Annotated in this window: 21 protein-coding genes; 15 read left to right on the top strand and 6 right to left on the bottom strand. The window is 71.7% G+C overall.

Features of this window, described 5'->3' with window-relative positions; all coding sequences use genetic code 11:
* The first annotated feature begins 214 nt into the window (after positions 1–214).
* Entirely contained in the window at positions 215–1,171 is a 957-nt protein-coding gene (locus FJ657_RS13125; protein ID WP_141164176.1) for a trypsin-like serine peptidase, read from the top strand.
* A 97-nt stretch (positions 1,172–1,268) separates the two neighbouring features.
* Here the strand turns inward: FJ657_RS13125 and FJ657_RS13120 are convergent, their stop codons facing one another.
* Together FJ657_RS13120 and FJ657_RS13115 are read right to left on the bottom strand one after the other, a co-directional pair.
* Positions 1,269–2,354 carry a hypothetical protein gene (locus FJ657_RS13120; protein WP_141164175.1) on the bottom strand — a complete coding sequence of 362 codons (1,086 nt, stop codon included), beginning with the start codon at positions 2,352–2,354 and terminating at the stop codon, positions 1,269–1,271.
* Positions 2,355–2,511: 157 nt separating this feature from the next.
* On the bottom strand, positions 2,512–3,903 hold the full coding sequence (locus tag FJ657_RS13115) for an MFS transporter (RefSeq protein WP_255447335.1): 1,392 nt from the start codon (positions 3,901–3,903) through the stop codon (positions 2,512–2,514).
* A gap of 117 nt (positions 3,904–4,020) precedes the next feature.
* Between FJ657_RS13115 and FJ657_RS13110 the strand changes: the two genes are divergently transcribed.
* The 7 genes from FJ657_RS13110 to FJ657_RS13080 all read left to right on the top strand — a co-directional run bounded on the left by FJ657_RS13110 (position 4,021) and on the right by FJ657_RS13080 (position 11,657).
* Positions 4,021–4,374, top strand: a complete 354-nt coding sequence (locus FJ657_RS13110; RefSeq protein ID WP_141164174.1) for a GntR family transcriptional regulator — start codon at positions 4,021–4,023, stop codon at positions 4,372–4,374.
* Complete coding sequence (locus FJ657_RS13105) at positions 4,371–5,327, top strand: DUF1648 domain-containing protein (protein ID WP_141164173.1); 957 nt, start codon at positions 4,371–4,373, stop codon at positions 5,325–5,327. The genes FJ657_RS13110 and FJ657_RS13105 overlap by 4 nt, the downstream gene beginning before the upstream one ends.
* A 223-nt stretch (positions 5,328–5,550) precedes the next feature.
* Positions 5,551–8,835: an isoleucine--tRNA ligase gene (ileS, locus tag FJ657_RS13100; protein WP_141164172.1), complete on the top strand. Its 3,285-nt coding sequence runs from the start codon at positions 5,551–5,553 to the stop codon at positions 8,833–8,835.
* Complete coding sequence (locus FJ657_RS13095; protein WP_255447334.1) at positions 8,832–10,217, top strand: bifunctional folylpolyglutamate synthase/dihydrofolate synthase; 1,386 nt, start codon at positions 8,832–8,834, stop codon at positions 10,215–10,217. Before ileS ends, FJ657_RS13095 begins: the two co-directional genes overlap by 4 nt.
* Entirely contained in the window at positions 10,214–10,606 is a 393-nt protein-coding gene (locus FJ657_RS13090; protein WP_141164171.1) for a DUF4233 domain-containing protein, read from the top strand. Before FJ657_RS13095 ends, FJ657_RS13090 begins: the two co-directional genes overlap by 4 nt.
* Positions 10,607–10,697: 91 nt before the next feature.
* Complete coding sequence (gene ndk / locus FJ657_RS13085) at positions 10,698–11,120, top strand: nucleoside-diphosphate kinase (protein WP_141164170.1); 423 nt, start codon at positions 10,698–10,700, stop codon at positions 11,118–11,120.
* A 189-nt stretch (positions 11,121–11,309) separates the two neighbouring features.
* Positions 11,310–11,657 carry a hypothetical protein gene (locus tag FJ657_RS13080; RefSeq protein ID WP_141164169.1) on the top strand — a complete coding sequence of 116 codons (348 nt, stop codon included), beginning with the start codon at positions 11,310–11,312 and terminating at the stop codon, positions 11,655–11,657.
* A gap of 78 nt (positions 11,658–11,735) precedes the next feature.
* Here FJ657_RS13080 and FJ657_RS13075 read toward each other — a convergent pair whose 3' ends face one another.
* Both FJ657_RS13075 and FJ657_RS13070 read right to left on the bottom strand, forming a co-directional pair.
* On the bottom strand, positions 11,736–12,593 hold the full coding sequence (locus FJ657_RS13075) for a DsbA family protein (RefSeq protein ID WP_141164168.1): 858 nt from the start codon (positions 12,591–12,593) through the stop codon (positions 11,736–11,738).
* A 64-nt stretch (positions 12,594–12,657) separates the two neighbouring features.
* Complete coding sequence (locus FJ657_RS13070; protein ID WP_255447333.1) at positions 12,658–13,269, bottom strand: vitamin K epoxide reductase family protein; 612 nt, start codon at positions 13,267–13,269, stop codon at positions 12,658–12,660.
* A gap of 397 nt (positions 13,270–13,666) precedes the next feature.
* Here FJ657_RS13070 and FJ657_RS13065 point away from each other — a divergent pair, with 397 nt between their 5' ends.
* Entirely contained in the window at positions 13,667–16,378 is a 2,712-nt protein-coding gene (locus FJ657_RS13065) for an Rne/Rng family ribonuclease (RefSeq protein ID WP_181408975.1), read from the top strand.
* Between the two features lie 39 nt (positions 16,379–16,417).
* Here the strand turns inward: FJ657_RS13065 and FJ657_RS13060 are convergent, their stop codons facing one another.
* Positions 16,418–16,693, bottom strand: coding sequence for a DUF4031 domain-containing protein (locus tag FJ657_RS13060; RefSeq protein ID WP_141164165.1), 276 nt, complete (start codon positions 16,691–16,693; stop codon positions 16,418–16,420).
* Positions 16,694–16,735: 42 nt separating this feature from the next.
* Here FJ657_RS13060 and FJ657_RS13055 point away from each other — a divergent pair, with 42 nt between their 5' ends.
* The 5 genes from FJ657_RS13055 (at position 16,736) to proB (ending at position 20,735) form a co-directional block, all read left to right on the top strand.
* A complete protein-coding gene (locus FJ657_RS13055; RefSeq protein ID WP_141164164.1) occupies positions 16,736–17,332 on the top strand; it encodes a hypothetical protein in 597 nt (198 codons plus the stop codon).
* 187 nt (positions 17,333–17,519) lie between these two features.
* Positions 17,520–17,825, top strand: coding sequence for a 50S ribosomal protein L21 (rplU, locus tag FJ657_RS13050; protein ID WP_141164163.1), 306 nt, complete (start codon positions 17,520–17,522; stop codon positions 17,823–17,825).
* Positions 17,826–17,836: 11 nt separating this feature from the next.
* Positions 17,837–18,091, top strand: a complete 255-nt coding sequence (rpmA, locus tag FJ657_RS13045) for a 50S ribosomal protein L27 (RefSeq protein ID WP_141164162.1) — start codon at positions 17,837–17,839, stop codon at positions 18,089–18,091.
* Between the two features lie 140 nt (positions 18,092–18,231).
* On the top strand, positions 18,232–19,815 hold the full coding sequence (gene obgE, locus FJ657_RS13040) for a GTPase ObgE (protein WP_141164161.1): 1,584 nt from the start codon (positions 18,232–18,234) through the stop codon (positions 19,813–19,815).
* Positions 19,816–19,877: 62 nt separating this feature from the next.
* Positions 19,878–20,735 (top strand): glutamate 5-kinase, encoded by an 858-nt coding sequence (proB, locus tag FJ657_RS13035; RefSeq protein ID WP_141164160.1) that lies wholly within the window; start codon positions 19,878–19,880, stop codon positions 20,733–20,735.
* Positions 20,736–20,753: 18 nt separating this feature from the next.
* Here proB and FJ657_RS13030 read toward each other — a convergent pair whose 3' ends face one another.
* Positions 20,754–21,983 carry an MFS transporter gene (locus FJ657_RS13030; protein WP_181408974.1) on the bottom strand — a complete coding sequence of 410 codons (1,230 nt, stop codon included), beginning with the start codon at positions 21,981–21,983 and terminating at the stop codon, positions 20,754–20,756.
* A 64-nt stretch (positions 21,984–22,047) separates the two neighbouring features.
* Between FJ657_RS13030 and FJ657_RS13025 the strand changes: the two genes are divergently transcribed.
* A complete protein-coding gene (locus FJ657_RS13025; RefSeq protein WP_255447332.1) occupies positions 22,048–22,743 on the top strand; it encodes a GntR family transcriptional regulator in 696 nt (231 codons plus the stop codon).
* The last annotated feature ends 2 nt before the right edge of the window (positions 22,744–22,745 follow it).

The raw sequence follows: 22,745 nt of genomic DNA, 5'->3' as shown, positions 1-22,745 counted from the left end.
TGAGCGGCGAAAAGCTATCACGTGTCACCCATTCGGGGGGTGTTTTCTCGATCTCCACAAGAGTCGCTTCGGTCTCCGAGGAACGCCCTGGGAATCCCCTCACCGCCGACAGGCTCAGAGACACCTCAGAGGCGGCGGCGCGGATCACAACCGGATCGGCGCCAGGGACAGCCGCCACACGAGTGCAGAACCGAAACGATCGATTGGGGAGAACATGACGACGACGAGGTTCCGTATCGGAGCGACGACGGCGGCTCTGCTGCTCGGCGGCGCCGCCTTCGCCGCCGGCGCGACGAGCGCTCAGGCAGAGCCCGCGGCCGCCGACGCGAGTGCGCAGGTCGCGCACTACGCTGTGCCGAGCACCAAGGCCGCCACGGCCGCGACATACTGGTCGGCCGACCGGATGCGCGCCGCGACTCCGGCCGACGCGCTCATCAGCACGGGGGAGCGCACCGCATCCACCGCCGCGCCGGCCCAGGGGAAGGCCGTGACCTACTCGGTCAATGCGGTCAGCCCGAAGGCCGGATCGCCGGCGCCGGTGTCGCACATCGGCAAGGTGTTCTTCACGCTCGGCGGCAGCGACTACGTCTGCTCGGGCAACTCCATCAGCTCGAGCAACGGCAGCGTCGTCGCGACCGCCGGCCACTGCGTCAACGAGGGCCCCGGCGACTTCGCGACGAACTGGGTGTTCGTGCCCGCTTACGACAACGGCAGCGCGCCCTACGGCCAGTTCACCGCGACCGACCTGTTCACCACGAACCAGTGGGCGGACGACGGCGACATCACCTACGACACCGGTTTCGCCGTCGTGAGCGGCAACGGCAACCTGGCGGATGAGGTCGGCGCCTCGCCGGTCTCGTTCAACCAGAGCCGCGGCCTCGGCTACACGAGCTACGGCTACCCGGCCGCCTCGCCCTTCAACGGCGAGACGCTCAAGTCGTGCACCGACAGCTCGGCGAGCGACGACCCCTTCGGCCAGTCGGAGTCGCAGGGCATCGACTGCGACATGACCGGCGGATCGTCGGGCGGACCCTGGTTCATCGGATCGGGCGCCGGCGGAACGCAGAACTCGATCAACAGCTTCGGCTACGACGGCGTCGCGAACACGATGTTCGGACCGTACTGGGGTTCGGCGATCCAGAGCGCCTACCAGGCGGCGTCGGCCGCGTAAGCGGCCCGACCCCGACAGCGGGGGAGAAGGAAGGGCGCCCCGGGGAATCCCCGGGGCGCCCTTTTTCTTTGCCCGAGGGCACGAGGCGCTCGAATCGTCAGCCCTCGATCCCAGGATCGGGATCGGCAGGGGGCGCCGAGATGATGCTGGTCACGCGCACCGACTTCTGTGCGGTGACATCGGTGCCCGGGTTGTAGGCCGTCAACGTGTACGTATGCGTGCCCTCCGAGCAGTTGAAGGGCATGGCCGGCGGCTGCGAGTCGGAGGGGATCGGGGACGCACCGTCGATCGAGACGTACTGGGCGCTGACCGACCAGCTGAGGGTGACCTCCTCGGTAGCGGAGTTCGACGCGCAGACGATCTGAGTCGGGTTCGCGGTGAAGCTGTTGATGGTCGGCTTCGCGACGGGCGGCGCCGTGGTCGGCGCCTTCGTCGGCGGCGCGCTCGACGGCGGGTCGCTCGGCGTCGCGCTGGGGGTGGCGCTCGCCGACGGCGAGGCGCTCTTCGACGGCGAGGCGGAGGTCGAGGTCGACGGCTTCGACGAGACCTCGCCCGTCGCGCTGTCCTTCTCGGCGTCGCCGCTGCCGCGGGTGAACAGCACGATGAGCAGGATGGCGATCCCGATGACGAGCACGCCGCCGATGCTGCCGAGCACGATGAGCGGCTTCTTCGACGGACCGTCGTCCTCGTCGGGCTCGTCGTCGCCGCCGGTGCTGGCCAGCGGGGTGAAGAGGTTCGGGTCGAATCGGGTCGCGGTCGTCTCGGCGGCCGCTCCGGCGCCGGGTGTCGCGTAGCCGGTCGGGTAGACGGTGGTCGCGGCCTGGGACGGCGGGGTCGTGGGCGGGACTGCGCCGAAGACCTGGGTGACGTCGTCGTTCGCCGGCGATGCGGCATCCGCACCGGCGCCGGCCGGCCCCGAGGCGCCGGCGGCGTCGTTCAGCCACGGGAAGGGGTCGGCGGTCGTCGGGGCGTCACCGGAGGTCGCGGGGGAGACCGTCGCGGCGGCATCGGCGGCCGACGTGCCCTCGGCCGGCGTCCACGGCCGGTCGCCGGCGGCGAGCGGCTCGGTGGGCGGCGGCTCCGCGGAGCCGTCGGCGGCGGCGGGGACGCCGGCCGGGTCCGTGTCGCCGAATCCGAGGCCCAGCGGGTCGTCGTCGTCGTGCGGCGTGCGTCCGTCGCTCATGGTGTCTCCGTCCCCCGCCGACGGCAGGTCGCCGACAGCCTACGAGTCGCCGGGGCGCGCGCGGTTCAGGCGCGAGCGCGGGTCACCGTTCCGAGGGCGGGGTGTCGTCACCCCGCCCTCGGAACCGGACCGCGCGCTCGCGCCCGTCGGCAGCGGGTCAGGCCTCGAGCAGCGTGTCGACGGGGCGGCGCCAGCGGGCGGCGAAGATCGCCGACACGAGGGTCAGCGCCGACAGGGCCGCGAGCACGATCCCGGGGTGCCACCAGGCGTTGCCGGTCGCGGCGCCGATCCCGGTCGTGATCAGCGGGATGAAGCCCGAGATCGTCGCGGCGACCGCATAGGCGATCGACAGGGCGCTGTAGCGGATCGGCCCGCCGAACACATCCGCCATGAGCCCGCCGAGCCCCGCCCAGGCGAGGGTCGGCAGGATGCCGCCGATGATCATCGTGCCGACGAGGATCGGGAACGTCGCGAATTGCAGCAGGAAGTACATCGGGAAGGTGATGATCAGCGTGCCGATCGCGCCGATCAGCACCACGCGAGCCGAGCCGATGCGGTTCGCCCACACGCCGAACAGCGGGATCGTCACGAGCTGCAGCGCGCTGCCGATCAGGGTCGCGAGCGACAGCTCCTCGTACTTGAAGCCGAGCACCGCGACGCCGTAGCTCAGCGTGTAGGTGTTCATGAGCGAGTACGAGCCGATGCCGAGCAGGGCGGCGCCGATCGCGACGACCATCGCGAGCGGGTGCTTCGCGAAGGCCGACAGCACGGGGACGCGCTCGAGGCGGTCCTCGGCGACGAGCGCCTTGAACAGCGGGGTCTCGTCGATGCGCAGGCGCAGCCAGAGCGACACGAGCAGCAGCGGGAAGGCGAGCAGGAACGGGATGCGCCATCCCCACGCCGCCAGGTCCTCGGGCGGCATGACCGCCGACAGCACGATCACGAGGGTCGCGACGATGCCGGTTCCGACGGGCGAGCCGAGCTGCGGCAGCGCGGCGTAGAGCCCGCGGCGCTTCGGCTCGGCGTGCTCGACGGCGACGAGGATGCCGCCGCCCCATTCGCCGCCGAGGGAGAGACCCTGCAGCAGGCGGATCACGACGAGGATGACCGGCGCGGCCACCCCGATCGTGTCGTAGCCGGGCAACAGGCCGATCGCGCCGGTCGCGACTCCCATCAGGGTGATCGTGATGAGCAGCGTCTGGCGGCGGCCGAGGCGGTCGCCGACCCAGCCGAAGACGATCGCGCCGATCGGCCGCACGAGGTAGCTCAGGGCGAACAGCGCGAAGGCCTCGAGCCGGCCCACGACCGGGTCGTCGTTCGGGAAGAAGACGCTCGCCGAGAAGAAGGCGCTGAAGTAGGCGAAGAGGTAGAAGTCGAAGCTCTCGAGAGAGCTGCCGAGGAAGGCCGCCCACACGGCCCGGCGAGCGGGTCGGCGGTCGGGGGAGCCGGAGACGCCCGCGACGGCGGGGGCTGCGGTGGGATCCAGGGATCCGGACGGGTTCTGGTCGAGTTCGGCGGTGGGCACTTTGCCGCCGTGGATATCGGTCACGAGAACCGGAGCCTACTGGCGTGCCGGCTTATTCCCGTCGCGCGTCGTCGTGCGACGGCGGATGGCGCCCCTCAATCGAGGTTGTTCTAGTGCAATTAGAACAATAGGATGTGACGCGTGCTGCTCCGTGTCGATCCCGCCTCCGAAGCTCCGCTGTTCGCGCAGCTCGCGGCCTCGGTGCGTCGGGAGATCGCCCGGGGTGCGCTCACCGCCGGAGACCGGCTGCCCGCCGCGCGCGACGTCGCCGCCGCGCTCGACGTGAACGTGCACACCGTGCTGCGCGCCTACCAGGAGCTGCGCGAGGAGGGCGTCGTCGACCTGCGCCGCGGCCGCGGCGCCGTCGTCGCGACGGGGGCGACCGTCGCCCTCGAGCTGCGCGATGCCGTCCGCGTCCTCGTCGCCGACGCCCGTCGTCGCGGCGTCGCCCTGCCCACGCTGACCGCCCTCATCCAGGAGGAGTACCGCTCATGACCCGCCCCGGCGCGCCCGCGCATCCCGTCACCTGGCTGCCCACCGCCATCACGGCGTTCGCCACCGTGGTGGCGCTCGCCCTCGAGCTCGCCTGGCTGCCGCGCCTCCCCGCCGAGATCGCGATTCACTGGAGCGGAAGCGGGGTGGCCGACGGCAGCGGACCGAGCTGGACGGTTCCGGTGATGACGACGGCGATCGGACTGCTCTGCGTCGGCCTGACCATCGCGATGCGCCGCGGAGTCGCGGCCGGAGCCCGGCTGGGGTCGGCGGTCGTCGTCACGGCGGCGGTGCTGGTCGCGGTGCTCGCGCCGACGATGATGGGCGGCCAGCTCGAAGGCGGCCGGGTCGACATCCTCCCTCCGCTCCTGCTCGGGGCTCTCGGCGGAATCGCGCTCGGCGCGCTCGTCGTCGTGCTGGCCGGTCGCGGGCCGGTTCCGCCGTCGCGGTCGACCTCGGCGACGCCCCTGCCGCTCGCGGCCGACGAGCGCGCCGTCTGGCTCGGCCACGCGACCCTCGGTCGCGGTGCCGCGATCGCCCTCGCCGTCGTGCAGCTCGCCGTCACCGCGCTCGTCGTCTGGGCGGCGGCGCAGAGCGGGGCGTGGGCGCTCATCGCGATCCCGGTCGTCGTCGCTGTGCTGGTCATCGGCTTCCTCGAGTGGCGGGTGCGTATCGATCGCTCCGGTCTGATCGTCCGTCCCCTGATCGGCGCTCCCGCGTTCCGGGTTCCGCTCGATCGGGTCGCGGGCGCCGACACCGTGCAGGTCGAGCCGCTCGCCGACTTCGGCGGCTGGGGCGTGCGCGTCGGGGCGACGGCGACCGGCGTCATCACCCGCGCGGGCGAGGCGATCTCGGTCGAGCGGATCGGGCAGCGCCGCCTCGTGGTCACCGTCGATGACGCCGAGGCCGCCGTCGCCCTGCTCGCCGCGCTGCGTGCTGCTCCGCGCAGCGCGTAGGATCGTCGGCACAGACGTCGATCCGGCCATCACCGGGGAGTCCTCGGAAGAACGGTGCACGACCCGCGCGAGCGGAACGCGCATCCACTAGACCCGAGCGGGTGGCCCGTCACAGCCGAGAAGAGCGGTCGCAGGGATGCGGCAAGCGAGGTGGTACCGCGGCGCAAGTCGTCCTCGTGCGACACAGATCACTCATCCGGATCGACAGCACGAAGGACCGCGCATGTACCCCCGCACCTCCTCCGCCGACGCGAACGCGACGCCCGCCACCCCCGGCGTCCCCGCCAGCCCGCGCTTCCCCGAGATCGAGTCGGGCATCCTCGCGTTCTGGAAGGGCAACGACACCTTCCGCGCCTCCGTCGAGAACCGCGAGGGATGCGACGAGTGGGTCTTCTACGACGGCCCGCCCTTCGCGAACGGCCTGCCGCACTACGGCCACCTGCTGACCGGATACGCCAAGGATCTCTTCCCGCGATACCAGACCATGCGCGGCAAGCAGGTGCACCGCCGCTTCGGCTGGGACACCCACGGCCTGCCGGCCGAGCTCGAGGCGATGCGCCAGCTCGGCATCACCACGAAGGACGAGATCGAGGAGATGGGCGTCGGCGCCTTCAACGCCGCCGCTCGCGCGAGCGTGCTGCGCTACACGCAGGAGTGGCAGGACTACGTCACCCGCCAGGCGCGCTGGGTCGACTTCGAGAACGACTACAAGACGCTCGACACGAACTTCATGGAGAGCGTGCTCTGGGCGTTCAAGCGCCTCTGGGACAAGGGCCTCGCCTACGAGGGCTTCCGCGTGCTGCCGTACTGCTGGAACGACGAGACGCCGCTGTCGAACCACGAGCTGCGCATGGACGACGACGTCTACAAGGTGCGTCAGGATCCGTCGGTCACGGTCACCTTCCCGCTCGTCGGCGAGAAGGCCGAGGCGCTCGGGCTGACCGCCGTGAAGGCGCTCGCCTGGACGACGACCCCGTGGACGCTGCCGACGAACGCGGCGCTCGCCGTGGGCCCGGCGATCGAGTACGCCGTGCTGCCCGCCGGGCCGGACGGCGCCGCCGACGGCGCGGCCGAGGGTCAGTCGCTCTACCTGCTCGCCGCCGACACGGTCGCCGGCTACGCGAAGGCGCTCGGCTACGCGGACGCGAAGGCCGCGCAGGCCGCCGTGCAGCGCACCGTCGTGGGTGAGCAGCTGCGTGACGTGCAGTACGACCGCCTCTGGGACCACTACGCGGACGCGCCCGGCAACGAGAACGCCTGGCGCGTGCTCGTCGCCGACTACGTCGCGACCGGCGAGGGCACGGGCGTCGTGCACCAGGCCCCCGCCTACGGCGAAGACGACCAGCTCGTCTGCGCCGAGGCCGGCATCCCGGTCATCCTGTCGCTGGATGACGCGGGCCGCTTCCTGCCCGCCGTCACCGAGGTCGCCGGTCAGCACTGGTTCGAGGCGAACACGCCGCTCATCCGTCTGCTGCGCGCCGAGGGGCGTCTGCTGCAGGAGCGCAGCTACGAGCACAGCTACCCGCACTGCTGGCGCTGCCGCAATCCCCTCATCTACCGCGCCGTGTCGAGCTGGTTCGTGCGCGTCACCGAGTTCCGCGACCGCATGGGCGAGCTGAACCAGCAGATCACCTGGGTTCCCGAGAACGTCAAGGAGGGCCAGTTCGGCAAGTGGGTCGCGAACGCCCGCGACTGGTCGGTGAGCCGCAACCGCTTCTGGGGCTCGCCCATCCCGGTGTGGAAGAGCGACGACTCCCGCTACCCACGACTCGACGTCTACGGCTCGCTCGACGAGCTGCAGCGCGACTTCGGCCGGCTGCCGCTGAACGACGCCGGCGAGGTCGATCTGCACCGTCCCTTCATCGACGAGCTCACGCGCCCGAACCCCGACGACCCGGCGGGTCAGTCGACCATGCGCCGCATCGACGACGTCTTCGACGTGTGGTTCGACTCGGGTTCGATGCCCTACGCGCAGGTGCACTACCCCTTCGAGAACCGCGATTGGTTCGACGGCACCGACACCGCGAACGGCCACAACCCGGCCGACTTCATCGTCGAGTACATCGGGCAGACGCGCGGCTGGTTCTACGTCATGCACGTGCTCGCGACGGCGCTGTTCGACCGGCCGGCGTTCTCGAACGTGATCAGCCACGGCATCGTGCTCGGCAGCGACGGCCAGAAGATGTCGAAGAGCCTGCGCAACTACCCCGACGTCAGCGAGGTCTTCGACCGCGACGGCGCGGATGCGATGCGCTGGTTCCTGATGGCGTCGAGCGTCATCCGCGGCGGCAACCTCGTCGTGACTGAAGAGGGCATCCGCCAGGGCGTGCGCGAGTTCCTGCTGCCGCTGTGGAGCACGTACTACTTCTTCACCCTCTACGCGAACACCGCGGGCGACTCGGGCTACGAGGCGCAGTGGCGCACCGACTCCGCGAACGAGCTCGACCGCTACCTGCTGGCGAAGACCCGCGTGCTCGTCGAGCAGGTCACGGGTCACCTGGATGCGCTCGACAGCCCGCTTGCGGCCCAGGCGCTGCGCGACTTCGGCGATGTGCTGACGAACTGGTACGTGCGCCGCAGCCGCGACCGTTTCTGGTCGGGCGAGGACCGCGACGCCTTCGACACCCTCTACACGGTGCTCGAGACGGTCACCCGCGTGGCCGCCCCTCTGCTGCCGCTCGTGACCGAGGAGATCTGGAAGGGTCTCACCGGCGGGCGCAGCGTGCACCTCGAGGACTGGCCGGATGCATCCGCGTTCCCCGCCGACGACGCCCTCGTCAGCGCGATGGACCGCGTGCGGCAGATCGCCTCGTCGGGTCTCGCGCTGCGCAAGGCCAGCGGCCTGCGCGTGCGCCTGCCGCTCGCCGGGCTGACCGTGGTCGGCGCCGGGGAGGGGCTCGAGGGCTTCGCCGAGGTGCTGCGCGACGAGCTCAACGTGAAGAGCGTGAGCTTCGTCGCCGAGCTGCCCGGTGCCAGCGTCGCCCGCCGTCTGACCGTGAACGCGCGCGCCCTGGGTCCGCGCCTCGGCAAGGACGTGCAGCGCATCATCAAGGCCGCCAAGGCCGGCGACTGGGTCGAGGCCGACGGCACCGTGGTCGTCGACGGCACGCCGCTCGAGGCCGGCGAGTTCGAGCTCGTTCTCGAGCTGCCCGAGGGCGGCGACGACCGCGCCTACGCGGCGCTCGAGGGCGACGCCTTCCTCGTGCTCGACACCGCGCTCACGCCCGAACTCGAGGCCGAGGGCGCCGCGCGCGACGTCGTGCGCGCCGTGCAGCAGGCTCGCAAGGACGCCGGATTCGAGGTGAGCGACCGCATCCGCCTCGTCGTCGCCGGCGACCCCGACGTCGCCCGCGCCGTGCTCGCTCACGCCGACCTGATCCGCGGCGAGACCCTCGCGCTCGACCTGACCGCCCTGCCCGAGCAGGCGGCCGTGATCGAGGGCGCGGCGGTCTCGGAGGCGAAGGTGGGCGACAATCGGACTGTGAGCATCCAGGTGGCCCGCGCGTGACCGACGAGCTGAACCCGACGGCCGCGTCCGGCGGTGACGACGACGATCGCGCCGCGGCCGACGCGCTCTACCGCGAGCTGCTCGACCGCATCGGCGAGTCGAACCCGCAGCCGCGCCTCGAGCCGACCCGCCGCGCGCTCGAGCTGCTCGGCGACCCGCAGAACTCGGCCCCGGTCATCACGATCGCCGGCACGAACGGCAAGACCTCGACGAGTCGCATGATCGAGTCCCTGCTGCGTGCGAGCGGACTCAAGCCCGGCCTGCTCACCAGCCCGCACCTCGTGCGGGTCAACGAGCGCATCATGATCGACGGCGAGCCGATCGACGACGCGGCGCTCGTGCGCGGCGGCGACGACATCCGCCCCTACCTGCTGATGACGGATGCGGAACTCACCGCGAACGGCGAGCCCCCGCTGACCTTCTTCGAGGCGCTGACGGTGCTGGCCTTCGCCTGCTTCGCCGACGCCCCCGTCGACGTGATCGTGCTCGAGGTGGGCATGGGCGGCGAGTGGGACTCGACCAATGTCGCCGACGCGCAGGTCGCGGTGTTCTGCCCGATCGACCTCGACCACCAGGCGCGGCTCGGCAATACGATCGGCGAGATCGCCCGCACCAAGTCGGGCATCATCAAGCCCGGCGCGAGCGTCGTCACGGCGATGCAGACGATCGAGGCGCTGGACGAGATCCGCGCCCGCGCCGGCCAGTTCGAGGCCGAGGTCGCGATCGAGATGCAGGACTTCGCGCTCGAGTCGACGACGGTCGCGGTGGGCGGGCAGCTGCTCGACATCCGCGGGCGCGCCGGCCGCTACGAGGGCGTCTTCCTGCCGCTGTACGGCGACCATCAGGCCCAGAACGCGATCGTCGCGGTCGCCGCCGTCGAGACCTTCCTCGGCGCGGGGACCCGCCCGCTCGACGGCGACGTGCTCGCCGAGGGACTCGGCCAGGCGACGTCGCCCGGTCGACTGCAGCTCGTCGGCATCGAGCCGACCGTGCTCGTCGACGCGGCCCACAACCCGCACGGCGCCCGCGCGCTCGCCAGCGCTCTGCAGGAGTACTTCGACTTCGACGAGCTGGCGCTCGTGGTCGGCATCCTCGCCGACAAGGACGCCCACGGCATCCTCGCCGAGCTCGCGCCGGTCGCCGCCCGGTTCGTCGTCACCCGTTCGAGCTCAGAGCGGGCGATCGCCGCTGACGAGCTCGACGAGACGGTCGCCGAGCTCGGCGTGCCGCACACCGTCGTCGACGACGTCGAGGATGCGCTGCGCGAGGCCCGCGGCTGGGCCGCCGAGTCGCCGCGTCGCGCCGTGGTCGTCGCCGGCTCGATCACGCTCGTCGGCGACGTCATCGCGCTCGCCGACGCCGAGGACTGGAAGCAGCAGTGAGCGGCACGGATCAGGCCGCCGCCTCGGGCTCGGGCCGCCGCCCGCGGCGCGAGCGCCGCGTGCGCGAGTCGCTGCTCTCCGTCGCGCTCGTGCTCGAGGCGATCATGCTGATCTTCGCCTCGCTCGCCCTGTTCGGCCTGCGCTCGCTGCCGCCGGGCGCGGCCCTCGGTGGGGGAGCGGCCTTCATCGTCGTGCTGCTCGCCACCGCCTCGCAGACCCGGCACCGCTGGGCGCAGATCCTCGGATGGGTGCTCCAGGTCGCACTGCTGGCCTGCGGCTTCGTCGACCCGTCGATGTTCATCGTCGGCGCGATCTTCGTCGGCATCTGGATCTGGTGCGTCGTCAAGGCCGGCCGCATCGAGAGGCAGCAGCGCGCCGCGCGCCGCTGAACCGCATCCGACAGACCCCACCGACTTCAGACCCGGCGCAGCCAGCGTCGCCCGTTCCGCGAAGACCACCCCAACGGAAGGACACGACCGCATGACCGCCCCCGTCGAAGAGACCCTCGTGCTGATCAAGCCCGACGGCGTCGCCCGCAACCTGACCGGAGAGATCCTGCGCCGCATCGAGGCGAAGGGCTACCAGCTGGTCGACATCAAGCTCGTCGAGCCCAGCCTCGAGCTGCTCGCCGCCCACTACGAGGAGCACCAGGGCAAGCCCTTCTACGAGCCCCTCGTCGAGTTCATGCAGTCGGGACCGGTCGTCGCGATCCGCATCGCCGGCAACCGCGTGATCGAGGGCTTCCGCTCGCTCGCCGGCACGACCGACCCGACCGATGCCGCGCCCGGCACGATCCGCGGCGACCTCGGCCGCGACTGGGGCCTCAAGGTGCAGCAGAACCTCGTGCACGGCTCCGACTCGCCCGAGTCGGCGCAGCGCGAGCTCGGCCTCTGGTTCGGCTGAGTCTCAGTTCGAAGTCTTGCGACCACGAAAGCGGTCCGCCACGAATCGATCGTGGCGGACCGCTTTCTGTCGGGCCACGTCGATGCGCCGGTGCCAGCCCTGACGTTCGTGCCACCTTATCGAGGGTAGACAGACCGTGGGTCGATTAGTCGACTCATTGTCATCTCGTTTCGACTGGGGCTCCAACTCATGACTCGTTCAGCCAGAATCCTCGCTGCTCTCGCGCTCGCCGGCGCCGCTGCGATCATCGCGCCCGTGTCGGTCGCTCAGGCGGCGCCCCTCGCTCCCGCGGCCGTCGGGTGCGGGCCGGTCGGGTACAACCAATCGTCCGGGGGCGCCAGCGTTTCCTGTGCGGGCGGGAACTACCAGTTCCGGGTCGTCGTCAAGTGCAACGCGATCGCGCCGTTCCCGGGGTGGACGAAGTACAGCAGCTGGACCTCTGCCGGCTCGATCGGGATCAACATTCTCTTCCCGGCCAGCGTGTTCCCGAGTTGCCCGTCGCCGGCCGCCTACCAGGCCTGGACCCAGACGGTCTGATCTCGCGACTCGACGTCGAAGGGCCCCGCCGCGATCCGATCGCGGCGGGGCCCTTCGACGTTCTGCTGAGGCTTCGGGTCAGCTGCCCGAGACCGCCGACTGCAGGAAAGCGCCGAAGTCGGTCTCGGTCTGGGGGTTCCAGCGTTTGCCGTTGACGACGACCGTCGGCGTGCTGAACTGCCCCGACGAGGGATCGACCAGATCCTTGTCGCTCGTCGCCCGCTGGGTTGCGGCGGTGACCCACTTCTTGAAGCGCTCGCTCGTGATGCAGGTGTTCAGGGCATCGCTGGACGCTCCGGCCCCGTTCACGAACTTCTGAATCTGCGCATTCGACAGACCCGCTGTCCCTTCGGTGGCTTGTGCATCGAACGCGGCCGTCTGCACGTCGAGGAACTTGTCGGGGTCGTACTGGGCGACGCACGCGGCGGCGTTCGCGGTACGGCTCGAGTACCGTTCGCCCGTGAAGCGGGTGTCGAGGATCGAGATGGGGTGGACCTCGAGCGTCGCCTCACCCGCGGCCACGATCTGGTTGATCTGGCTGGCGTAGGCCGACTCGAACGACTTGCACGCCGGACAGGTCCAGTCGACGTAGGTGACGATGTGCGCCTTGCCGTCGTCCTTCGCCCACTCGGTGGCCTTCGGCTTCTCGCCCTTCTTCAGGGCGGCCGTCGGGGCGACCGAGGCCGTCGTGCCGTCGCCGGTGTAGAGGATGCCGTCGCTCGCCATGTTCTTGGGTCCGCCGGGGAACGCCGGCTTCGGGATCGTCGCGATCACGACGACCGCGATGAGGGCTCCGATGCCGAGCACCACGACCGTGGCGATGATCGGCACGAGCACCTTCAGCAGCCGCTGGCGCTTCTCGCGCGACTCGCGGGCCTGACGGGCGGCCTCGCGGGCCTCTTCGATGCGCTGCTTCTTGGTCTGACGTTCCGGCACGCGGCAAAACTAGGGGAGGGCGGTGTCGGCTTGCTGGGAACGCGCCGACAGCTGCGGGAACCGGTCAGAGGAACAGCGACTGGATGATCGGGATCCGGATCTGCCCGATCACGATGACGATCAGGTAGCAGGCCACCGTGATCGGCACGATCCACGGCGTGAGGAGCCGGCCGATGCGGCGCGGCGCGTCGCCGAACACGCCCTCTTTGGCGTTGCGCAGCGACGTCGCCCAGAAGAGCGGGATGGTGACGCTCCAGACGAGCGCGCACCAGGGGCAGAGCGTGCCGAGCGAGAAGAAGCTCTGCGTGATGAGCCAGATCACGAAGGCGAGGGCGCCGACGATGCCGACGTTGAAGGCGATCCAGAACCAGCGCGCGAAGCGGGCGCCGGCCAGCAGCGCGACGCCGACCGCGATGGGGGCGACGAATCCGCCGAGACCGAGCAGCGGGTTCGGGAAGCCGAACACCGAGCCCTGCCACGAGTCGAGGTTCTTGCCGCACTGCACGAAGGCGCTGACGTTGCACGACAGGGCGGCGTTCGGGTCTTCGAGCACCGCGATCTTGTCGAGCGTCAGGTTGAACGCGGCCCACCAGCCGAGCGCGCCGGCCACGATGAGGAAGACGGCGAAGATCCAGGAGCGGCGGGAGGTCGGCGCCTCCGCGACGGTGTCGGTCACGCTGGCATCCTCGCACGCGGATGCGGAGCCCATCCTGACCCTCGGATGTCGCGTTTTCCGGGTGCGCACCGAGGCGCCTGCCCGTCCGGGTGGGCGAACTGGGATACTGTGGCCCTGTCGTCGGGCCGCGCTCGGCGACGCTGAATGCTTACCGGGCAGGGTCCCGGGGCCGCGCCCCGAGCGCAGCACCAGACCGAACCGGGCCGCGAGTGCGATGACCGCACCGCGTCGGATGCCAGTTCCGAGGCGTTGTGAGAGAGCGCCGCCGGCGAGGCCGCGCCCCGCGTGCCGCCTCACCGGATCCCACCGACAGGATTGCGACGGGCTCGAGGGTCCGTCGAACAAGAGCACCCGGACGGGTGGCGCGGTCGCCCCTCCGGACGAGGAGACACCAGCGATGGTGGATGAAGACAAGCCCAAGGGGCGTGGACTGTTCGGCGTGCGCCGATCGCGGCGCGTGACGGCTCAGGCCGCCGCGCCGACGCCGGTGACCGCCGACAGCACTCAGCCCGAGCAGCCGGCCCAGACCGAGGCGCAGCCCGCCCTCGCCGAGCTGAACGACGCGCTCGACAGCATCCGCTCGGTCGAGAAGACCGTCGAGGACCCGGCCGCGAAGCCCGCCGAGTCGGCCCCGGCCGAGAGCAGCGCGCAGCCCGCGCTCGACATCCCGGCCGATGAGGAGCAGACCGCCGAGCAGACCACCGGACCGGCCGCCGATGCGCCGGCTCCCGAGGTCGTCGAGACCCCGGCCGAGGCGATCGTCGCCGACGAGACCGTCGGAGAGCAGGCGCCCGCGGATGCCGCGACCGCGCCGGCCGCCGAGGAGGAGCCCGCCGCATCCGGCCCGCAGTCGCTCTTCTCGGGTGAGATCACCAGCACCTCGCTGCTGTTCCGCGCCCCCGACCTGCCCACCTGGGTTCCCCCGGAGCGCGGCACCCGCGCCGAGCAGCCGGGTCAGGGCGCGAGCCAGGGCGACATCGAGCCGGGGTCGGCCACGGGCCGTCGCCGCAGCCGTCGCCGCGGGGGAGAGGACGTCACCGACGAGCCGCGCGAGCAGCGCCAGCCGCAGCAGCGCCAGCCCAAGCAGCCGCCGGCGCCGATCACCGAACCGCAGCGCATCAAGGGCTCGACCCGCCTCGAGGCGAAGAAGCAGCGCCGCCGCGACGGCCGCGACGCCGGCCGCCGCCGCTCCGTCATCACCGAGGCCGAGTTCCTCGCCCGCCGCGAGAGCGTCGACCGCGCCATGGTCGTGCGCGAGGCCAACAACCGCACGCAGATCGCCGTGCTCGAAGACGGCGTGCTCGTCGAGCACTACGTCGCCCGCGCGCAGGACTCCGGTCTGATCGGCAACGTCTACCTCGGCCGCGTGCAGAACGTGCTGCCGAGCATGGAGGCCGCCTTCGTCGACATCGGCCGCGGCCGCAACGCCGTGCTCTACTCGGGCGAGGTCGACTGGGACGCCGTGCAGCAGGATCCCGAGCTGAAGAACCAGCCCCGCCGCATCGAGCTCGCGCTCAAGCCCGGCGACCGCGTGCTCGTGCAGGTCACGAAGGATCCGGTCGGCCACAAGGGCGCCCGCCTGACGAGCCAGATCAGCCTTCCGGGCCGCTACCTCGTGTACGTGCCCGGCGGCTCGATGAACGGCATCAGCCGCAAGCTGCCCGACACCGAGCGCGCGCGCCTGAAGAAGATCCTCAAGGAGGTGCTCCCCGACGACGCCGGCGTGATCGTGCGCACGGCCGCCGAGGGCGCCACCGAAGAGCAGCTGACGATCGACGTGCAGCGCCTCACCCAGCAGTGGGCTGAGATCGAGCGCGCCGTCGAGATCGGCCAGGCTCCGGCCCTGCTGCACAGCGAGCCCGACCTGCTGATCAAGATCGTGCGCGACGTCTTCAACGAGGACTTCCAGCGCATGGTCATCGCCGGCGACGACGCGCAGCAGGCCATCGACAAGTACCTCGGCTCCGTGGCCCCCGACCTGGTCGACCGGGTCGAGCGCTACGAGGGCGACAAGGACGCCTTCGACCAGTTCCGCGTGACGGAGCAGATCGAGAAGGCGCTCGACCGCAAGGTGTGGCTGCCCTCGGGCGGCTCGCTCATCATCGACCGCACTGAGGCGATGACGGTCGTGGATGTCAACACCGGCAAGTTCGTCGGCTCGGGCGGCAACCTCGAGGAGACCGTCACGAAGAACAACCTGGAGGCGGCCGAGGAGGTCGTGCGCCAGCTGCGTCTGCGTGACATCGGCGGCATCATCGTCATCGACTTCATCGACATGGTGCTCGAGTCGAACCGCGACCTCGTGCTGCGCCGCCTCGTCGAGTGCCTGTCGCGCGACCGCACCAAGCACCAGGTCGCCGAGGTCACCTCGCTCGGCCTCGTGCAGATGACCCGCAAGAAGCTCGGCCTCGGCCTGCTCGAGACCTTCAGCGAGCCGTGCGAGCACTGCGCCGGTCGTGGTGTCGTCGTGTTCCACGACCCGGTCACGAAGCACCGCGGCAACGGCGGCGGCTCGAACGGCGGCAACGGCGGTCAGAACGGCGGCGGCGAGGGCGGCTCCGGTCGCAGCCGTCGCGGTCGCGGCGGCAGCGGCTCGAACGGCGGCAACGGCGGTCAGAACGGCGGAGGCTCGAACGGCGCCGGCAACGGCGGCAACGGCGGGTCGAACGCCAACGGGGGCAAGCCGAACGGCGGCACCCACGCCATCACCGACGACGTGCGCAACGCGCTCGGCCTCATCGCCAAGAGCAGCGCCGCGGCGCACGCCGGCGACGAGCACGCTGAAGGCGCCCCGGCCGAGCAGGCCGTCGCGGCCGCGGCGACCGCGCGCGACGGCGGGGCGAGCGAGAAGGCCGAGGCGCAGCCGAAGGCGGAGCTCGCCGAGCAGGCGGCGGGAGCGGCCGCCGAGGCCGCCGTCAAGATCCTCGACCTGCCGGTCGTTAAGGCGAAGCGCAACGCCCGCCGCATCAGCACCAAGGACGCCGAGGACATCCTCGACTCCGTGCTCGACGCCCTCCCCGAGCCCAAGCTCCCCGGCGAGGGGCGTGCGACGCGCGGATCGCGTCGGGCCGGCTCCGCGGGCGCGGTGGTGACTCCGCCGAGCGAGTGATCGCGTCGATGTGACGTGCGAGGGCGCGTGCGGCTGGTCTCAGCCGCGCGCGCCCTTGTCCTTCTGTCGCACACGCAGACCGGCGGCCTGCAGCCGGCGCAGCAGCTCCCGCCCGGTCACCGCCTCGGCGCCGCGGTCGACGAACTCCTGCCAGCGCTCCTGCGGCACGTCGTAGTGGTCGTTGTCGAAGGCGCGGCGCGGAACTCCGGCGGCGCTCGCGAAGGCGTGCAGCTCATCCAGGCCGCTGTCGCTCACGAGGTGCGCCCAGAGGGTGCCGTGGGCCGGCCAGATAGGCTCGTCGATCAGCACCGTCACGCGCCGAGTCTAAGGATTCGCGACCGAGGAAGGCTGGCATCGATGGCCGACAAGTCCGTGAGCTCCCGTGTCGCCGCGACGGTCACGCGCCGGGGCTTCGTGCCCGCGCTGGTGACGGCGGTCGCGATCTTCGGGGCCGTGCTCGTGCAGGGATTCCTCTCCGGCGTCATCGCGAGCGCGTACACGGTCGGAACCCTCGGCGGCGACTGGTCGCGCTTCGCCGACTCGGCGTGGACGGCCCAGCTCGCCGTCTCGCTGACCGGCTCGATCCCCTTCGCGGCCGGCGTGTTCCTCTGTCTCTGGCAGCTCGCGCCCGTGGATGCGCAGCTGCGGCTCGGCCATGTGCTCAGCCGAGCGGTTCTCGCGACCGTCGTCGGCGCCGTCGCAGTCGTCGTGGTCGTCGTGCTGGTCTCGTTCATCGCCGCCCTCGCCGGCGTCCCCGACCTCTTCGGCGGCAGCGAGAACCTGACGAGCCTGCTGGACCGCTTCGGGCAGAACACCGCGCGGGGCGTGCTCGGGGCCGCGCAGAACATGATCAACCAGTTCGCCGTGGTCATGCTCGGCGCCGTGCTGCTGTGGGGCTGGCTGCAGCGTCATCCGCGCGAGCACGAGGTGCGCGGAGCCCTCGACGAGGTCTGAGCCGGGCCGTGCGCACGGCGACGCGCCGACCGGGAGAACCGGGTTTGACCGCATCCCCGTTCCTCGCGTACTCTTGACCCTTGGTGCTAGCTGGGCTGAGCCCACGCACCGTGCCTCGGGTTTCGAGGCCCCGATGCTCGCAGGGCCAGTTGGCTCCGCACGCAAGTTTTCGACAAGAAGGAATCCCGTGGTTTACGCAATTGTGCGCGCCGGCGGCCGTCAGGAGAAGGTCGAGGTCGGCTCGATCGTCGTCCTCGATCGCGCCCAGGCCGAGAACGGCAAGATCGAACTGGCCCCCGTCCTCCTCGTCGACGGTGACAAGATCACGCACGACGCGAAGGCGCTGGCGAAGGTCACCGTCACGGCCGAGGTCATCCGCGACGAGCGTGGACCGAAGATCGTGATCCAGAAGTTCAAGAACAAGACCGGGTACAAGAAGCGTCAGGGTTTCCGCGCTGACCTGACCCGCGTCAAGATCACCGGCATCAAGTAAGGGCTGACGACATGGCACACAAGAAGGGCGCGTCCTCGACCCGCAACGGTCGCGACTCGAACGCGCAGTACCTCGGCGTGAAGCGCTTCGGCGGTCAGGTCGTCAAGGCCGGCGAGATCATCGTCCGCCAGCGCGGCACCCACTTCCACCCCGGCGCCAACGTGGGCCGTGGCGGCGACGACACCCTGTTCGCCCTCTCGGCCGGTTCGGTCGAGTTCGGCGCCAAGGGCGGCCGCAAGGTCGTCAACATCGTCCCGGCGGTCTGAGCCCGTTTCTCACGGAGCTCGATCGTCGAGCAGGAGGGCGGGCTTCGGCCCGCCCTCCTCTTTTTGTCCCGGATGCCGCACCGACTCGCTTCGGCCCGGCAGCGCATCCACCCATCACTGACTCACCCGGGAGGCCCGTCGTGGCGACCTTCGTCGATCAGGTGACACTGCACCTGCGCGCCGGTCACGGCGGCAACGGCTGCGTGTCGGTGCGCCGCGAGAAGTTCAAGCCCCTCGCCGGCCCCGACGGCGGCAACGGCGGCGACGGCGGCGACATCACGCTCGTCGCCGACCCGCAGACCACCACCCTGCTCGGCTACCACCGCGGACCGCACCGCCACAGCGGCAACGGCGGGCCCGGCATGGGCGACCACCGCGCGGGCTACGCCGGCGAGTCGCTCGAGCTGCCGGTTCCGCTCGGCACCGTCGTGCGCTCCGCCGACGGCACCCAGCTGCTCGACATGACCGAGCCCGGCCAGCGCTTCGTCGTGGCCGAGGGCGGCCAGGGCGGTCTCGGCAACGCGGCGCTGTCGACCACGAAGCGCAAGGCCCCCGGGTTCGCGCTGCTCGGCACGCTCGGCTGGGAGGGCGATGTCGTCCTCGAGCTGAAGACCGTCGCCGACGTCGCGCTCGTCGGCTACCCGAGCGCCGGCAAGTCGAGCCTCATCGCCGCGCTGAGCGCCGCGAAGCCGAAGATCGCCGACTACCCCTTCACGACCCTGCACCCCAACCTCGGCGTCGTCGAGGCGGGCCAGACCCGCTTCACCGTCGCCGACGTGCCCGGCCTCATCGAGGGCGCGAGCGAGGGCAAGGGCCTCGGGCTCGAGTTCCTGCGCCACGTCGAGCGCTGCAGCGCGCTGCTGCACGTGCTCGACTGCGGCACGCTCGAGCCGAACCGCGACCCGATCAGCGACCTCGACGTGATCCTCGCCGAACTGGGCAAGTACGAGGTGCCCGAGGGGCAGGTGCCGCTGCTCGAGCGTCCGCAGCTGATCGCCCTGAACAAGATCGACATCCCCGATGCTCACGAGCTGGCCGACTTCGTGCGCGCCGACCTCGAAGAGCGCGGCTACCGCGTGTTCGAGATCTCGGCCGTCAGTCGGGCCGGCCTGCGCGAGCTGAGCTTCGCGCTGGCCGAGCTCGTCGAGGCCGACCGCGCGTCGCGCGCGCTGGATGCCGCACCGCCCCGCGTCGTGCTGCGACCGCGCGCCGTCAACGCCGCCGAGTTCGAGATCAAGGTCGAGGGCGGAACCGAGCCGCTGTACCGGGTGCTCGGCGCGAAGCCGGAGCGCTGGATCCAGCAGACCGACTTCACCAACGACGAGGCCGTCGGCTACCTGGCCGACCGGCTCGCGAAGCTCGGCGTCGAGGACGCGCTGTTCAAGAAGGGCGCGACCCCCGGATCCGCCGTCGTGATCGGCACCGACAACGACCGCATCTTCGACTGGGAGCCCACGCTCACGTCCGCGGCCGAGCTCATCACGAGCCCGCGTGGAACCGACTCGCGTCTCGACGACGATCGCCGCGCCACGCGCAACGAGCGTCGTGCGGCCTACTTCGAGCGCATGGATGCGAAGGCCGAGGCCCGCGAGGAGCTGCGCCGCGAGCGCGATGCGGGCATCTGGACCGAACAGTATGCCGCCGACCACGCCGAGGACGGCATCGACGACGGCTTCGATGACGACGATCTCGACACGGCCGACGAGCCCGTCGAGAAGAGCTGACGCACCGCGGCGCCGCTGCGCTGAACCACAAGGCAGTTCCAGACGAGAGGAGCGGGCCGGAGATGACCGACACCGCAGAGCAGACCGCGTCCGCCGCCGAGCGCGCCGCGTCGCCGCAGGGCGATGCCGGCGCTCTGCGCGAGCCGGTGCTCTCGGCCCGCCGCGTGATCGTCAAGGTCGGCTCCTCGTCGGTCAGCGGCGAGAACGCCGGTCAGATCGAGCCGCTCGTCGACGCGCTCGCCGCGTTGCACGCGCGCGGCGTCGAGGTCGTGCTCGTATCGTCGGGCGCGATCGCGACGGCGATCCCGTTTCTCGAGCTGCACGGCCGGCCGACCGATCTGGCGACGCAGCAGGCGGCCGCCGCGGTCGGGCAGAACGTGCTCATGTGGCGCTACCAGACCAGCCTCGACCGCTACGACATCCTCGCCGGGCAGGTGCTGCTGACGGCCGGCGATCTCGAGAATGCGACCCCGCGCGGCAACGCACAGCGCGCCATGGAGCGGCTGCTGGGTCTGCGGATCCTGCCGATCGTCAACGAGAACGACACGGTCGCGACGCACGAGATCCGCTTCGGCGACAACGACCGGCTCGCGGCGCTCGTCGCCGAGCTGGTGGATGCCGACCTGCTCGTGCTGCTCAGCGACGTGGATGCGCTCTACACGCGCCCGCCGCAGGAGCCCGGCGCCGAGCGCATCGACGTGGTCGCCGCCGACGACGACCTGTCGACGGTGGAACTCGGCGACATCGGCGCCGCGGGCGTCGGCACCGGGGGAGCGGGCACGAAGATCCAGGCGGCGAAGTTCGCGGCCGGGTCGGGCACGCCGGTGATCCTCACCTCGACGGCCAACGTCGCGCGCGCGCTCGCCGGGGAAGTCGTCGGCACCTGGTTCGACGCCGCGCCGCGCGCCGTCCGCGACTGACCCGCAGCCGGGTCGGCGTCAGCTGCGGCTCGACTCGAGCGTGTCGCGCAGTCGGGCGACCGCCGCATCCTTCGGGATGAGCGGCGTGGCGATCGCGGGGGCGACGGCGACGAGCGCGAACGCGATCGGGTAGCCGACGAGGCCGATCAGCGCGCCCACGCCGGGCCCGACGATCGCGGCGCCGAGGAACTGCCCGGTGTTCTGGGCTCCGAGCGCGCGGCCCGACCAGAACGGCCCGGCGATCTCGGCGACCGAGGTGAAGGCGAGGCCGTTGTCGGCGACCGCGATGCAGCTCGCGAGCACGTAGGTGATCGCGACGGCGATCGCCAGGTGCAGGCCGCCGGCTGCGGCTGTGAGCAGCAGCGCCGCGATGCCGGCGAGGGCGACCCAGCGCAGCGGCCGCAGGCGGCTGCCGACGCGGTCGCTGAGCCAGCCGACCGCGATGCGGCCGAGCGCGCCGAGGAACTGCGCGACGGCGACGAGGATGCCGGCGGCGAGCGGCGACCAGCCCTGATCCACCTCGAGCCAGACCAGCCCGAAGGTCGACAGCGCGTACTGCGGCACGACGAGCAGCACCGAGACGGCGTGGATGCGCCACAGCAGCCCGTCGCGGCGGTAGGGGTTCGCGGTGTGGCGGGCCGGTGCGTCGGCGCGCGCGGGGCGCGCCGGGTCGATGATGACGATCAGGCAGAGCACCGCGGAGACCGCGACCAGGATGCCGCCGAAGACGAGCGCGGGAGCGACGTCGCCGCCGGAGACGAGGGCCGGCACGACGAGCGCGGCGACGGCGACCCCGAGCGGCTGACAGCTCTGCCGGATGCCCATCGCGAGGCCGCGGCGCTCGGGCGGGAACCAGCCGACGACGACACGGCCGCTGGCGGCATTGACCGAGGCGGTTCCGGCCCCCGCGAGCACGAGCAGCGCGCCGAGCGGAGCAAGCCCCTGCACGAGAGTGGCGGCGAAGGCCGCGACGGCGGCCAGGGCCAGGCCGATCGCGAGCACGTTGCGCTCGCCCCAGCGGTCGGCGGCGCCGCCCCAGGCGATGAGCGTGGCGACGAGCCCGAGGTTCGGCGCCGTCGCGAGCAGGCCGGCCTGCTCGAGCGGCATGTGCTGCTGCACGTGCAGCAGCGGGATGAGGAACGCGGGCGTCGCGACCACGACGGTGCCCGCGGCCTGGGCGAATACGCTGACCGCGAGCATGAGCCAGGGGAGCGGTCGGCGGATGCGCGGCGCGGCGGACGTGGTCATGCGGCGAGAGTATGGGATACCGTGTTGGTATACCAAACCGAGCGCTGAGACGAAGGAGCCCCGCGTGACCGGTGAGACCACATCCGCCGCTGCGGCGTTCGAGTCCGCGAGGCCCGCGACCGGCCAGGCCGAAGCCGCCTACCGGCGCCTGCGCGCCGCCGTGCTCGAACTCGAGCTGCGGCCCGGCGATCGGGTGAGCGAGCGCGGGCTCGAGACGCTCGCCGGCGCATCCCGCACGCCCGTGCGCGCCGCGATGGTGAGGCTCGAGGCGCAGGGGCTGCTGCGCCGCGACGGCCGCGGCTGGATCGTCGCGCCGCTCGACCGCGACGAGCTCGACCAGGCGGCGGAGTTCCGGGAGGCCGTCGAGGCGGCCGCCGTGCGGCTCGCCGTCGGGCGGGTGCCCGCGTCCGAGCTCGCGACCCTCCACGCGCTCGTCGACGGCGCACCGGGGGATCCGGACGAGCTGCTCGGGGCGAGCCGCAGCTTCCACAGCCGGCTCGCCGCGGCGGGCGGCAACCGCTTCCTCGCCGACGCCGTCGCGGCGGCCCTCGCGCGTCTCGAGCGGGCGCGCTGGCTCGAGGTGCGCACCGCCGAGTCGCGCGAGCGCAGCGCGGCCGAGCACCGCGCCATCCTCGCCGCCGTGCAGTCCGGCGACGCCGACGAGGCCGAGCGCCTCGTGCGCGAGCACGCCCGCGCGGCGCGCGAGCGCACCGCGGCCGCGCTCGCCCCCGACCGCACGCGCGGCCTGCACGTCACCTGACC

Source organism: Schumannella soli (assembly GCF_006517435.1).
GTDB classification, from domain to species: domain Bacteria; phylum Actinomycetota; class Actinomycetes; order Actinomycetales; family Microbacteriaceae; genus Schumannella; species Schumannella soli.
This window is presented reverse-complemented; position numbering and strand designations above follow the sequence as displayed.

Coding starts and splice junctions, on each gene's coding strand:
- ileS (WP_141164172.1), top strand. CDS start 5,551: ATGTACCCCCGCACCTCCTCCGCCGACGCGAACGCGACGCCCGCCACC.
- FJ657_RS13105 (WP_141164173.1), top strand. CDS start 4,371: ATGACCCGCCCCGGCGCGCCCGCGCATCCCGTCACCTGGCTGCCCACC.
- rpmA (WP_141164162.1), top strand. CDS start 17,837: ATGGCACACAAGAAGGGCGCGTCCTCGACCCGCAACGGTCGCGACTCG.
- FJ657_RS13055 (WP_141164164.1), top strand. CDS start 16,736: ATGGCCGACAAGTCCGTGAGCTCCCGTGTCGCCGCGACGGTCACGCGC.
- FJ657_RS13125 (WP_141164176.1), top strand. CDS start 215: ATGACGACGACGAGGTTCCGTATCGGAGCGACGACGGCGGCTCTGCTG.
- FJ657_RS13030 (WP_181408974.1), bottom strand. CDS start 21,983: ATGACCACGTCCGCCGCGCCGCGCATCCGCCGACCGCTCCCCTGGCTC.
- ndk (WP_141164170.1), top strand. CDS start 10,698: ATGACCGCCCCCGTCGAAGAGACCCTCGTGCTGATCAAGCCCGACGGC.
- proB (WP_141164160.1), top strand. CDS start 19,878: ATGACCGACACCGCAGAGCAGACCGCGTCCGCCGCCGAGCGCGCCGCG.
- FJ657_RS13065 (WP_181408975.1), top strand. CDS start 13,667: ATGGTGGATGAAGACAAGCCCAAGGGGCGTGGACTGTTCGGCGTGCGC.
- FJ657_RS13120 (WP_141164175.1), bottom strand. CDS start 2,354: ATGAGCGACGGACGCACGCCGCACGACGACGACGACCCGCTGGGCCTC.
- FJ657_RS13080 (WP_141164169.1), top strand. CDS start 11,310: ATGACTCGTTCAGCCAGAATCCTCGCTGCTCTCGCGCTCGCCGGCGCC.